General features: G+C 55.4%; 13 protein-coding genes. 4 read left to right on the forward strand and 9 right to left on the reverse strand.

The features are described from left to right. Positions 1-19 precede the first annotated feature (19 nt). The 3 genes from HWX89_RS21260 to HWX89_RS21270 form a co-directional block, all read right to left on the reverse strand. Positions 20-667 carry an NrsF family protein gene (locus HWX89_RS21260; RefSeq protein ID WP_138791123.1) on the reverse strand — a complete coding sequence of 216 codons (648 nt, stop codon included), beginning with the start codon at positions 665-667 and terminating at the stop codon, positions 20-22. Then, on the reverse strand, positions 664-1,179 hold the full coding sequence (locus HWX89_RS21265; RefSeq protein WP_178340891.1) for a sigma-70 family RNA polymerase sigma factor: 516 nt from the start codon (positions 1,177-1,179) through the stop codon (positions 664-666). Before HWX89_RS21265 ends, HWX89_RS21260 begins: the two co-directional genes overlap by 4 nt. A 280-nt stretch (positions 1,180-1,459) precedes the next feature. Next, a complete protein-coding gene (locus HWX89_RS21270; protein WP_178340853.1) occupies positions 1,460-2,044 on the reverse strand; it encodes an ATP-dependent Clp protease proteolytic subunit in 585 nt (194 codons plus the stop codon). A 229-nt stretch (positions 2,045-2,273) separates the two neighbouring features. Here HWX89_RS21270 and HWX89_RS21275 point away from each other — a divergent pair, with 229 nt between their 5' ends. Then, the gene (locus tag HWX89_RS21275; RefSeq protein WP_138791125.1) at positions 2,274-2,864 is read left to right on the forward strand and encodes a HupE/UreJ family protein; all 591 of its coding nucleotides are present in this window, start codon (positions 2,274-2,276) and stop codon (positions 2,862-2,864) included. A gap of 156 nt (positions 2,865-3,020) precedes the next feature. Next, entirely contained in the window at positions 3,021-3,755 is a 735-nt protein-coding gene (locus HWX89_RS21280) for a DUF2076 domain-containing protein (protein WP_138791126.1), read from the forward strand. A gap of 67 nt (positions 3,756-3,822) precedes the next feature. Here the strand turns inward: HWX89_RS21280 and queF are convergent, their stop codons facing one another. The 5 genes from queF to HWX89_RS21305 all read right to left on the reverse strand — a co-directional run bounded on the left by queF (position 3,823) and on the right by HWX89_RS21305 (position 9,001). After that, the gene (gene queF, locus HWX89_RS21285) at positions 3,823-4,287 is read right to left on the reverse strand and encodes a preQ(1) synthase (RefSeq protein ID WP_138791127.1); all 465 of its coding nucleotides are present in this window, start codon (positions 4,285-4,287) and stop codon (positions 3,823-3,825) included. Between the two features lie 16 nt (positions 4,288-4,303). Further along, positions 4,304-5,206, reverse strand: a complete 903-nt coding sequence (locus HWX89_RS21290; protein WP_138791128.1) for a cation diffusion facilitator family transporter — start codon at positions 5,204-5,206, stop codon at positions 4,304-4,306. A 153-nt stretch (positions 5,207-5,359) separates the two neighbouring features. Then, entirely contained in the window at positions 5,360-5,896 is a 537-nt protein-coding gene (locus tag HWX89_RS21295; protein WP_178340854.1) for a glyoxalase superfamily protein, read from the reverse strand. 188 nt (positions 5,897-6,084) lie between these two features. Continuing rightward, positions 6,085-6,717 (reverse strand): LysE family translocator, encoded by a 633-nt coding sequence (locus tag HWX89_RS21300; protein ID WP_138791129.1) that lies wholly within the window; start codon positions 6,715-6,717, stop codon positions 6,085-6,087. A gap of 94 nt (positions 6,718-6,811) precedes the next feature. After that, positions 6,812-9,001: an anthranilate synthase gene (locus HWX89_RS21305; protein ID WP_138791130.1), complete on the reverse strand. Its 2,190-nt coding sequence runs from the start codon at positions 8,999-9,001 to the stop codon at positions 6,812-6,814. A gap of 317 nt (positions 9,002-9,318) precedes the next feature. Between HWX89_RS21305 and HWX89_RS21310 the strand changes: the two genes are divergently transcribed. Continuing rightward, positions 9,319-10,170, forward strand: coding sequence for an extensin-like domain-containing protein (locus tag HWX89_RS21310; RefSeq protein ID WP_138791132.1), 852 nt, complete (start codon positions 9,319-9,321; stop codon positions 10,168-10,170). Positions 10,171-10,223: 53 nt separating this feature from the next. Here the strand turns inward: HWX89_RS21310 and HWX89_RS21315 are convergent, their stop codons facing one another. Beyond that, the gene (locus HWX89_RS21315; protein WP_246705224.1) at positions 10,224-12,485 is read right to left on the reverse strand and encodes a TonB-dependent hemoglobin/transferrin/lactoferrin family receptor; all 2,262 of its coding nucleotides are present in this window, start codon (positions 12,483-12,485) and stop codon (positions 10,224-10,226) included. 369 nt (positions 12,486-12,854) lie between these two features. Between HWX89_RS21315 and HWX89_RS21320 the strand changes: the two genes are divergently transcribed. Beyond that, a complete protein-coding gene (locus tag HWX89_RS21320; protein ID WP_138791133.1) occupies positions 12,855-13,376 on the forward strand; it encodes a TIGR00645 family protein in 522 nt (173 codons plus the stop codon). Positions 13,377-13,436 lie beyond the last annotated feature (60 nt).

The raw sequence follows: 13,436 nt of genomic DNA on the forward strand, positions 1-13,436 counted from the left end.
AAATGAAAGGGTACGCATCCTACCAGCGCAGCAAGCGGCGGCCGGCAAAAGCTCCAATCAGGCCCGTCAGTAAAATACCAAGAGAATACCAGATCAACACAAAAGGCATGCCATTTTCCGTGCAGAACCATGAATAGACCCAGGCACCCGATGCGCCGGCGGCAATACCGCCGACAAAACCGGCGAGGCAGGGACTGGCCGGGGCGGCAACCCGCCTGAGCGCCGAAAGGTTCGCGAGGAAAACAGGCAAAGCAAAAGCCACGATCAAGATCGGGCAATGCAGTGCCGACGAGCCGATAATCAGCGTCCGATAAGCATCCGGGACGGCAAACCCCAATTGCACGAGCGCGATGGCGGCCATTGCGGCAAGAACCAGCGATACCCAGACAAAAAAGTAGCCCCGGTCTCCGTCCGGGCGGGACAGGCGTATAAACGCAACAAAAGCGATGGCGGCCAGCAGGGCGTTGTAAGCAGACTTGATCCAGAACGCCAACTCGGTCCGGGCTTCAATCATATCGCTTCGAAGACCGAAAAAAACGAGCAACAGCAGCAACGAGACACATAGGGCGGGAAAGACGGCGAACACCAGCCGCCGCTCCAGGGCATGCGCCGGCACAGGCTGAAGATCGCGCGTCAGGCTCTCGATGATGTCATCCGTCTTTTTCACGTTTCTCCTCGCAGTTTCTGCGCCAACGCCTTCAGTGTTCTGTGAATACCCACCCGCGCCGCCAACTCTGTCTGACCCGATTTGATGGCAGCATCGGCAATCGATTGCCCCTCAAGTTTTACATTGCGGATCAACTCTCGTTGTTGCGGCGGCAGGCTTTCCAGCAACCTTTCCACATCCATGCGAGCCGTCACCGCATCCACAGACGAATCCGCCGCCAGCGTCTCATCGAGTTCAACTTCGGCCAACATCCGCCCGCCCCTGCCCCGATAATGATCGATAAGCTTGTAGCGGGCGATCGAGAAGAACCAGGCGGTAAATGGCCGCGTCCGATCATAGGTCTCACGACGGGCATGCAGCGACAAAAGCGTTTCCTGCACGAGATCTTCAAGATCGGCCTTGATGCCGGGGATCATGCGTCGCCCATAATAGGCCACCAGCAATGTCCGAAGGGCATGGAGCAAATGCCTGTAAGCGCCCTCGTCCCCATCAAGGGAACGCAGCATCAGCATCTTCAAGGTCTCTTCCGTAACGGTGCTTGTCATCTTTTCTGCAGGTTCATTCGAAAGCAGAACGACATTGTTACACGCAAATACAAAAATTTTTCGACCGAAAAACGATGACACCACCGTGAGGCGTTACGTCGAGACCAAAACCACGCACATGAATGATGGAAATCTTCGTGTACAGAAGCCATAGCGGCACGATGAAGTCTGTCTCGGCCGCCAGCAAAAAGAAAAGCCCGCACTGCAGTGCAGTGCGGGCTTGTATTCAACCGAAAAGCGGGTGCTTTCAGAGTTCTGACTGGTTCTCGACGATCTTGCCGACGAGGCCGTAATCCTTGGCTTCCTCAGCGGACAGCCAGTAGTCACGGTCGGTATCCTTGGCAATTTTCTCGACCGGCTGGCCGGTTGCCTTGGAGAAAATCTTGTTCAGGCGCTCGTTCATCTTGATGATTTCGCGGGCCTGAATTTCGATGTCGGACGCCATGCCGCGCGTGCCACCAGAGGGTTGGTGCAACAGGAAGCGGGTGTTCGGCAGGCAAAGGCGGCGCTCTTTCGGAACCGATACGTAAATCAGCGCACCGGCGGAAGCGACCCAACCAGTTCCGATGATGTATACCTTCGGCTTGATGAACTTGATCATATCGTGGATGGAGTCACCCGATTCGACATGGCCACCCGGCGAATTCACGTAAACGCGAATGTCTTCGTCGCTGGCTGCAGCCAAAGCCACGAGCTGCGTGCAGACTTTCTGCGCCAGTTCCTGAGTGATACCGCCATAGATGAAGATCGAACGCGATTTGAAAAGATTCGCTTCCGTTTCCTTCCCGATCGGCAGTTCCTTGCTCTTGTCGTCTTCGTCTTCGTTCATCAACGGCTCTCCAGCGTAATTCTATGCATGCCCTTCGGACATAGTGCGACTTGTTACGTAAGGCAATGAGCGAAAAAGGCAAGGTTTCGGACCACATAATAAACAACGGCACCGGCAGATGACGCATGGACAATTTCTTCACAGTTACGATATCGTTGCCAATGTTGCATTGCCTGCCGGTTCAAAGATGCCCCAAGCTCCTTGGCCGGCGATAAAGATCAAAGAGGGAACCATGCTCAAAAAACTGAGCTTTACCGCAGCCGCACTTGGCTTGACCACCCTGCCCGCTTTCGCGCACCTCAACCCGGAAGAGCATGGCTCTTTCATGGCCGGTGTGTCGCATCCGTTCTTCGGCGCTGACCATATTCTGGCAATGGTCGCGGTCGGCATCTGGGCGTCACAGATAGCGTTTGCCCAAAACGACCGCAAAGCACTCTGGATTGTTCCCTCCGCTTTCGTCGGCACAATGGCGATCGGCTTCCTGTTGGCCGTGTCCGGCCTCGATCTGCCATTCGTAGAACCTGCCATTCTGGCATCCGTCATCGGCCTTGGTCTGCTCGTTGCCATGGCAGCCAAGCTTCCTACCGCTGCAGCGGCGGCGGTCGTTGGCATTTTTGCCCTCTTTCACGGCCACGCACACGGCGGAGAACTTGGCAGCGCGGGCGCGTTGCAGTTTGGTATCGGCTTCATGATCGCAACCGCAATCCTGCATGCCGCCGGTATCGCCCTTGGTCTTGGCATTGGCCGTTTCGGTAACATCGCTGCCCGTGCCGCCGGCGCCCTGACAGCACTTGCCGGCCTTTCGCTCGTCTTCGGCGGCTAAGGTCATTCCAGAAAAGACGTCGTATTGACGATCAAAGCCTGATCCTGGGATGCTCCAGACCATTACCGAAATTTAAAGTTCCGGATGCTTTGAAAAGCCGGAATTGCAGCATACCTCCTTATCGTGGATTTTCGCTTCACGGTAAGGAGGCACAAGATGTCACCGGAAGAAACCCAACTTCTCAAGGCCCTTTTCGACAGGACCAAAGCCGCCTCGGCAACACCGCGCGACCGCGAAGCGGAAACGTGGATCGCCGATCAAGTGCGTGATCAACCAGACGCGCCCTATTATCTCGCCCAAGCCGTCATCGTGCAGGAAAAAGGGCTGGAAGCGGCAGCGGCCCATATCCGCCAACTTGAAGAACGCATTCGCGACCTGGAAACGGGAAGCGCCGACCAGCATCGGGGAACGCAAGGCGGTTTCCTGAGCTCGATCTTCGGCACCAGTCAACAGCAAACGCCGCCGCCGGCTCCACAACCGGCAGCAGCCTATCGCAACGATACGGCTGGTCAGACGGCGGGGCCGTGGGGGCGTGCCAATGAACAGCCGCAAGCGGGTGGACCATGGAGCGGACAGACGTCTGGTTTCGGACGGTCCTCCGGCGGCAGCTTCCTGCAAGGGGCGCTTGGTACCGCAGCGGGTGTTGCGGGTGGCATGTTACTCGCAAATTCGCTCAGCGGACTTTTCAGTAACCATATGTCGTCGCTTGGCCTGGGATCACCTTTCGGAGGCAATCCGGCAGGCAATGCGCCTGTCGAAGAAACCGTCATCAACAACTACTACGGTAGCGACGCTGACCAGCAGAACGACAATGACGATCTGCAACAAGCCGACTACGACGACGATAACGACGCGGATTTTGATTCAGGCGACGACAGTTCCGTCGCCTGATCATGCACCGCTGCCTCAGCACGAGAGGCAGCGACCGTCGAATTTTCAACGTCTGTACGGCGTCGGATCAGCCACGACCGCGATACGTCGCCACGCCCTGATCCGGCAACCAGACGCCTTCCGGGGCCGCGCCGGTCTGCCAGAATACGTCGATCGGAATTCCGCCGCGCGGATACCAGTAAGCACCGATGCGAAGCCATTTCGGCTGCAGCAGGTCAACAAGACGCTTGGCGATGTAGACTGAGCAATCCTCGTGGAACGCACCATGGTTGCGGAACGATTGCAGGAAGAGCTTCAGGGACTTCGATTCCACCAGAAAATCGCCCGGAATATAATCGATGACAATGTGGGCGAAATCCGGCTGGCCCGTCATCGGGCAAAGCGAGGTGAATTCCGGCGCGGTAAAACGCACGACGTAATCGGTACCTGCATTGCCGTTCGGTACTTTTTCGAGAACGGCCTTTTCCGGGCTTTCTGGCGTGTCAACTTTCGCGCCCAGCTGCGAAAGACTGGAAACATCCGTCACGGACATAAAAAACTCCTGTGGTTCATAAGACGACTTTGACGCCGTGGGCCTTTTCGCCTTCCGGCTCAACGTGAATGGCAAGGCTGGCGCCCGATATGACGTCCCTTATGGCATCTTCAAGGCGGTCGCAAATATCATGCGCTTCCCGCACCGTCATGGTTGCCGGCACGACGACATGAAAATCGATAAAGGCGGCCGCGCCCGCACGACGGGTTCTGAGGTCGTGCACCCCAATGATACCATCGCAATTGTCGGCAATCGCCTTCTTGATGGCTTCGTCTTCTTCCGGCTCGACCGCCCGGTCCATCAGACCGCCGAGCGAATGCAGGATAACTTTCGATCCTTGAAACAGAATGTTGATTGCGACAACGACAGCAAGCAACGGATCAAGGATAGCATAACCGGTCAGCAAGGCCAGAACGAGACCAATCAGAACGCCAGCCGATGTGACGACGTCCGACATGATGTGATGCCCATCCGCCTTCAATGCGGGAGACGCGTATTTTTTGCCGACGCGGATCAGGATAGTCGCCCAGGCGGCATTGATCCCCCCGGCAAAAGCATTGATGGCAAGACCAAGGACAGGTGCTTCGGGCAAGCGCGGATTGAAAAGCGCACCCCACGCCTCCTGCACGATCAAAAGGGCGGCAACAACGATGAGTACCCCCTCTAGGACGGCAGACATGTACTCCGCCTTGTGATGGCCGAACTGATGATCGTCATCGGCAGGTTTTTGCGCATAGCGGATGACGAAGTAGGCAACAAATGCCGCAACCACGTTCACCGTCGATTCCAGACCATCCGAAAGCAGCGCCACCGACCCCGTGACCCACCACGCCAGAAGCTTCAGGCCCAATACACCGATTGAAAGCGGAATACCCCAGAATGCGAGCTTCCTGACGAGTACGTTACCTTCGCTGTTCATAATGTCCCCGTGCGGATGCGAATGAATTGCAGGACTGGCTGCCAAAACGAAACGAACCGCGCACACGGGTTGGCCCCGTGTGCGCGGTTCGATATCGGCTTTCTATCGTTCAAACCGCTTCAAAGGTCAAGACCTGGCGGAAATCAGCCATTTTCAGTCGCGTTGCTCACAAAAACGAATGCGATTGCTGAAAGGGTCGGTGACCTGCATCACGTCACCCCAGGGTTCGCTCTCTACACCCGGCTTCATGAAGGTGTATTGCTTCGCTGCCAGTTCCTTTTGAAAGGCGTGTACACCCTTCATCGTGACAAACACATTTGAGCCTGGCGTTGCATCGCCGTGATGGCCACTCAGATGCAGGCTCAGGCCCGCACGCGAAACCTGCATATAGAGGGGGAAGTTTTCACCAAAGCGATGCTCCCAGTCGATCGTGAAGCCGAGGAACCCGACATAGAACTCCCGTGCCTTGTCTTCATCGAAAATGCGGATGATCGGCGATACGCGGTCGAAACCGATCCCCGCCCCTCGCTCCGACTCTTCGATTTTTGCTGCAAGCACATTCCAGTTGTCGCAATCGAATTGCCGAGCGACGATTTCCAGTGCCTGCGAATGGGAAATGGTTGTGCCGCCCTGTTCCAGCGACGACTTCAGTGCACGCGCCATCAGCTTGGCGTCGAGATAGTTGCGCATCTCTGCCTTGTCCTTTCGTATCGAGCGAAAGCCTTGTCAGTGCTCGCCTTGCCGACACGTTCGCTCATCAACGATGGACGTCAAGAAAGCGCAACTGAATACATTCACCATACCCAAAGGGCGCGAGCGGCAGGTTATATTCGACCTGCCGCTTTTCTAACCTATTTCAGCGATCGGGGAAAGCCGTATCAAGCGCGGCTGAGCAACAGCCGGATACCTGCAAATCCGAAAAACATCGCCAGAGCGCCTTCGATATACCGTCGGCTGCGCTGATAGACGCGGATGGCCGGAGCGGTTGAAAACAACAGGGCATAGCCGCAAAAGATGGTAATGCCGAGAACACCGCAGCCGACAAGGATAGCGGCGAGGGTCGATGCATCCGCTCCAGGCTGAAGGCCGATCGACATGATGGCAATCCAGCCGAGCACGGCTTTCGGATTGGCGATGTGCAATAGCAATCCGCGACGGTAAAGGGCCTGATAGTCCGGCACCGTAACCTCCGTTGCCACCATCGCCTTGGCTGACTGATGAGCCATGGCCGATCGAGCGGACTTGAATGCCAGATAAAGGAGATAAAGACCACCGGCGATCTTGATGACGAATAGTGCATGCGCGTAAGTCGCAAGCACGGCGGAAAGACCTGTCGCCGCAAGCGCTGCCCAGGACAGCGAGCCGGTAATCACGCCAAGTGCAAGCATCAAGCCCGGTTTACGCCCCTGGCTCATGGCAACGCCCATGATCGCCATGTTGCTCGGACCAGGGCTGGCAACAGCAATGATATAGGCTGCATAAACAAGAAGAAGGTGGTCGAGATGCTGCATGGCTGCGCGCTCTTTCGTGCGATTGGAGCTTTACCGAAATACATGCATTCTGATTGATCGGCGACATCTGTGCGAGGCCGCCGATCTGAGACGATCAAGCCGCCTTCGTTTTCGCCTTGCGCGCCAGATGCGCCACAACGTTTTCGATCATCCGCATTCCCGCGTCCTGACCAAGCGTCATGATCGATTCCGGATGAAACTGGACCGCTGCGACAGGCTCCTTGGCATGTTCGATACCCATGATCGTGCCGTCTTCGCTTTCCGCCGTGATAATGAAATCACGGTGCAAGGTCGCAGGGTCAGCGAAGATCGAGTGATAGCGGCCGACAGTTACCTCTTTGCCAAGACCGGAGAACACCAGACCAGGCTCCAGAACGCGAATACGGGACGGCTTGCCGTGCATTGGCACAGCAAGCTGACGAAGTTCACCACCATAGGCTTCTGCCAGGGCCTGCAGGCCAAGGCAAACACCGAAGATCGGCAGATCGCGGGCACGCGCGGCCTTGATCGTCGCTTTACAATCGAAGTCGGTCGGGTTGCCTGGTCCGGGCGAAAGCACCACGAGATCGGGCTGGAAGCGGTCGAACACCTCGGCTGGAACCGGCGTGCGCACGGTCGAAACCGTCGCCCCGGTCTGGCGGAAATAGTTGGCGAGCGTGTGGACGAAGCTGTCTTCGTGGTCGACCAGCAGGATCTTCACACCGTGACCAACCTTGGCGGCATCGCGTTTGCTGGACGCCGAATTCGTTGCTTTCGCATCGCGAATGGCGGCGATCATGGCCGATGCCTTCAACTCCGTTTCGGCTTCCTCTTCCTGCGGATTGGAATCGTTGAGAAGCGTCGCACCGGCGCGAACCTCGGCAATACCGTCCTTGATACGAATGGTGCGCAACGTCAGGCCGGTGTTCATATCGCCGTTGAAGCCAACCATGCCGATCGCCCCGCCATACCAGGCACGCGGACTCTTTTCGTGGCTTTCGATAAAGCGCATCGCCCAGAGCTTCGGTGCGCCTGTCACTGTGACCGCCCAGGCGTGGCTGAGGAAGCCGTCGAAAGCATCCATGTCGTCGCGAAGGCGACCTTCAATGTGGTCGACGGTATGGATCAGACGCGAATACATCTCGATCTGGCGGCGGCCGATAACCTTGACCGACCCCGGCTCGCAAACGCGGCTCTTGTCGTTGCGGTCTACGTCCGAGCACATCGTCAGCTCAGACTCATCCTTCTTCGAATTCAATAGCTTGAGAATCTGCTCGCTATCGGCAATCGGATCGTCACCACGCTTGATGGTGCCCGAGATCGGGCAGGTCTCAATGCGGCGGCCAGAGACACGGACGAACATCTCCGGCGACGCGCCGACCAGATATTCCTGATGTCCAAGGTTGATGAAGAAGGAATAAGGCGACGGATTGATGGCCTTGAGGCGGCGAGAAATATCGGATGGCTTGCTCTCGCAACGCTCCATGAACTTCTGACCGGGCACGACCTCGAACAGATCGCCGCGACGAAAGCTCTCCTTGGCCTTGACCACGAGTTCTGCATATTCGCCGGGACGATGGTCTCCCTTCGGAGGAATGGTATCGGTGGTCTTGAACGGTTCCGGCGCAATGTCTGAAGACTTGCCGTCCGTCGTTACCCCGCCCTTTTCGAAATCATAGCGATCAATCCAGGCTTTGGCGGAATAGTGATCGACAACGAGAATTTCGTCCGGGAGAAACAGCACCATATCGCGCTGGTCTTCCGGGCGCGCAAGCGACAGCTTGATCGCGTCGAACTGGAACGCCAGATCGTAACCGAAGGCCCCGAACAGGCCAATGGCCGAGTCGGCACTGGAATAGAACAGATCGACGATGGCCCGCAACGCGGTGAAGACGGTCGGGATTTTCGAACGTTCTTCTTCCGTAAAGACACGGTCCGGTTCGTTGATCGTCAGATCAAGCCGGCTCGTCGTGGAGGCACCAAGCGTCAGATCAGGGGTCGCCTTCAGCTTCTCGGTGATGAAGGACAGCAGAACCTCGCCGCGGCCGTTATAGGCCTCGATCCACATCTTGCGACCAAAGCAGGAAATACCGAGCGGCGGATCGATGATCGCCGTGTCCCAACGGGTGTAACGACCCGGATATTCGTAGTTGGACGAGAAAACCGCGCCACGCTGGGTATCAAGCTTTTCGACATAGTTGTCGATCGCATTGGCGTAGTCGGCTGCACGGCGCTGACGGCTGACTTTGATGCCGCCTTTCGTCTCGTAAACTTCGCCACCGTCATCCTGAATGATCGTTACCATTTTCTCTCGTACTTCCCGTTGTTCAGACCCGATGACAGGCGGCAGAATAACAAAAAAGCCGCCTGAAATTTCGGGCGGCTTGGACTTGTCTTGTGAACATGACTGGTCAAGGCCGCGTAAAGCTGCTCCACCACCAGTTAGCAATGTTCTTGGACACGATGTTCATGGCGAAAATTGTTAGCGCGACGAAAGGCCGTTGGCAAGCAAAGATTCCCTTGAGTTTGCATGGCATGCATGACCGCGAACGAGAAGCCGCTGAACCATACCCACCGCCGATGCGTTCATCCCGGACCTGACCGTAAGGAGGCTACGGCTAAATGCTGCATCGCGTGTTTTTTCTTCTGGCAAGTTTTCTGATGATTTCCGCTGCTGAACCGCCGCCCGATGTGCCCGTTCCGCAGCCCAAGCCGGACCAGCAAACCGTACCCGGCGAGACGCAGAAACCGTCGGAAACCCAAAAGCCAACACCCAAACCTGCGCCTCCCCAAAGCGAGAAATCTTCAGAGCCCGTTCACGGCGAGGACGAAAAGAAGTCCAGTGAGCCGTCAAAGCCAGTAGAGGAAACGGCGAAGCCTGAAGAGGAGCAGCCAGAACCGGTCAAAGAAGAAGATCCCGCGGCCCTTCAGGCCTGCCTGGGCGCATTGAAGGAGATAGGCGCCGGGTTCAAGACACTCGCACCCATCCGCGATGAGGACGCAGGCTGCGGCATCGCATCACCCATCGAACTGTCGGAAATATTGCCTGGGATCAAGCTTGAGCCAGCGGGAACGATGCGTTGCGAGGCAGCGCTGGCACTTTCTCGCTGGACAAAGGACATGATGCTGCCAGCCGCGAACCTCGCCTTTCCCGACCGCAAGGTGGCAGCAATCGCCAACGCGTCCACCTATGTTTGCCGCAATCGCAACAGCGCCGAAAATGGCAAGATTTCCGAACATGCCAAAGGTAACGCCGTCGATATTTCCACCATCGCCTTCGACAAGGGCGAACCGCTGGTAATGAAGCCGCGCACGGAGGACGGAACACCCGAAGGCGCCTTCCAGAGAACGATTACCGCCGCAGCCTGCCTGTTTTTCCGAACGGTCCTCTCCCCAGGCAGCGACGCCACCCATCAGGATCATTTGCACCTGGACGTTCTGGAACGAAAAGGCGACTTTCTCTACTGCCGATAATAAAAAAGGGGCGACCAAAGGCCGCCCCCGACTGGAGATGAAGTTCAGCTCCCTTAGAACCGCTGTGTCAGAGAGATTTTGAACGAACGGCCAGGTTCGGAATAGAACTCGTTGGCCTGAGAACCCGCAGTGCGAGCCGTGGCATAATCGTAATATGTCTTGTCGAAGACGTTATAGATGCCGGCATTGATCCGTAGACCCTTAACCTGCTCAGGCTCGTACCAAGCAGTCAAGTCAACGATACCATAACCCGGCGTCGAGAAATAACTTCTCTGACCGTTGGTGATGATGTCTTTGCCCCGTCCACCGTTTGCAGCAATCCAGTCGATCCCGACACCCCATGTCTCAGTATCATAAGCAGCACTTATAACGCCCTTGAGAGGTGAAACCGACTGAAGGAAGCTGCCATTATCGAGATTTTTGCCGTTCGCGTAGGCCAGACCAGCACGTAGGCTGAAACCATTGTCGAAGCGGGTATGAGCAGAGAGTTCCGCACCATAAATACGCGCCCGGTCAAGATTCACACCTCGCGTAATACCACCCTGTCGATAGTTATTGAGATCATATCCGAGAGCTGCCGCCTCGCTGGCTGTCAGACTCGCCGTTTCAATGAAGTTTTTGTAGCGATTGTAGAAGAGATTGATACGTCCACCGAGATCGTCGTCGCCAAAGTTGGCCCCAATTTCAAATCCGTTGCTCGTCTCGGACTCAAGATTAGGGTTGCCAAGACGTAGATAGGTTCCTGGACCACCGAATACGCTATACAGTTCACCCGCATTCGGAGCGCGGAAACCCATGGCCCACTGCGCGTACAGCTCCACTTTCTCAGAAACGTCGTACGCAGCGCGCACCTTAGGTGAAATTCCCACATCGTCAAACTCGCCGGGCAGTGCGGGGCGATTGGTATTGCGGGCGTACTCTGGCGTCATCTTCGGTGTATGTTCGACCCAGTCGAAACGGATGCCTGGGGTCAAAGAAAAGCCACTGGAACCAAATCCGATTTCGTCATCAAGGAAGAAACCAATCCGGTTGCTATCGACCTTGGGCGTATCAGCCTGATTGGTGTGCAGGTTTGCGCAAGCAGCGAACGCACCAGTATAAGGCAAGCGGCAATTATCAACACCGGATGAGTATTGTTCAGAGGTGCTTCTCGAAAGATCAAAACCAAATGTGACGTCGTGATTGAGTTGTCCGGTTGAGAAATCTTTCTGCAACGCGCCAATCAGGCCGAAGCTGTTTTCATCGTAGTCATTGAGACGGCTGATATTACCAACCACGCTTGTGGAACGATATCCAGTATATCCGGTTTCGCGAGACTGTCTTTGCCAATATAGCGACGCCCAGGCGTTGTCGATCGGGCCGTCCTCACCAATTGCCTCATAGTTATAGTCAAGAGAAATGCGATCGCGAGCGGATGCGTTATTCGTAGAATAATTTCCGGGAAGGTAGTTGTCGCGCGGACCCAGCACAGTCACCTGATTGATCTTGGAGTCCGTATCACGATCGATGCGGAAACTTTCTGCCGTCAATCCTATGCGATGCCCCCCTTCCAAGTCTTGTCGTAACTTAAAGAGTAAGTTGTGCTGATCGTAATCAGAAGGATTGGCCTTAGTGCGGGTTGTGCCGTAGCTGTCGACACCTCCGTTGGTCTTACGCTCCTTGCCTTTCTTGTATCCGCCCTGAAACATGATCGAGGTATTTTCGATCTTCTTTGCCACTGCAATTGAAGGATCGTAACTCGTATCAGCGCTGTCAAAGGTGAACTTTGCGACGCCACCCCAATCGCGGCCATCTTGAATGAGGTCTTCAGGTTCAAGTGTGCGCAGACCAAGGACGCCCCCAAGAGCCCCTGATCCGGCACGGCTCGAATCTGCACCACGAACGACATCAACGGCAGAGAGAGAGGAGAAATTGAAAGTATCTAGACCACCAGTAGCACCTCGAGTGGCATCTGAAAGATACCTTACTGGAATTCCGTCGATTGTGGTCAGCACGCGGTCGCCTTCAAGGCCTCGAATGTTGACGGAACCATTGCTCCGGTTGAATGACACTCCAGGCTGAGCGACACGTCCCAAATCCTCAATGCTCGTAATCTGCTTATTCTGGATTGTTGCTGCAGTCGTTTCGGTCGCAAGAGGCGTATCGGCAACTGTGCTACCAGCCTTAACGCGCTTGCCCTTCACCACAATCTGGTCAAGCGATGTTGTGCCGTTGGTCTGTGAGGTGTTTTCCTGAGATTGCGCTGCCGCTGCAATCGGAAGGAAGACCATGGCTGTGCAAAGAAGCAGCGCGGAATGTGAGCGCAGAATGGACATGAATTATACTACCCCCGGTACGCCGCGCGCACGAAAACACCGGCGCGCGAAAAAGCGCCCCGAGCTGTGAACACGGCGGAAACTGTTATGATTTGTTACGGCTTTGCCGTTATTTGAGGACTAAAAAACATGACATTAACTGTCAACATATTAAACATGACTCGAAGCATCATATTTTAAAGTAGTTTGCTGCGTTGCAAAAATGTAACAAAATGTTGCTGCGGGTGAAAAAACGGAAATATCTGTAAAAATGCAGCGGCAAATTCAAAGTCCGCATATTCGTACTTGATACAATATTGCCTGCCAGATTAGATGGCACCTTCGTTTTGCCAATAACAAACATAACAGATAATCAAACGGATACGGACAATGAAGTCTCTTGAACTGCTCGTTGAGCGGATCATTCTCTCCAGCCGCTGGCTACTCGTCGCTTTTTATCTCGGCCTTGTTGCCGCACTTGCTGTCTATGCGTTTTCGTTCGCGCTCAAATTTTTCAAGGTCGCGAAGAACGTTTTCAACTACGACGAAGCCGATATGATCCTTGCGATGCTGGGTCTGATCGATGCCGCGCTGGTTGCCAGCCTCATCGTGATGGTGATGATTTCGGGTTACGAAAACTTCGTCAGCCGTTTTGATGAAGCCGACGGTGAGGTTTCCTTCCTCGGAAAGCTCGATGCTGGCAGCCTGAAGATCAAGGTCGCATCGTCGATCGTGGCAATCTCGTCCATCCATCTGCTGCAGATCTTCCTGAACGCCAACCAATACACAGACAGCAAGCTGATGTGGTTCACCATCATGCATCTGGCCTTCGTCGTGTCGGCGGTCATGCTTGGCTACCTCGAAAAACTGATGGCGAAGTCGAAGGACAAACCCGAGAACCCGGCCATATAAATCAGAATCCAATTGTTACGAGGTCTGGATACCGTGTCCGCTTTTTCCGCATATTCTTCG

The organism is Rhizobium sp. RM, from assembly GCF_013390595.1.
GTDB lineage: Bacteria > Pseudomonadota > Alphaproteobacteria > Rhizobiales > Rhizobiaceae > Agrobacterium.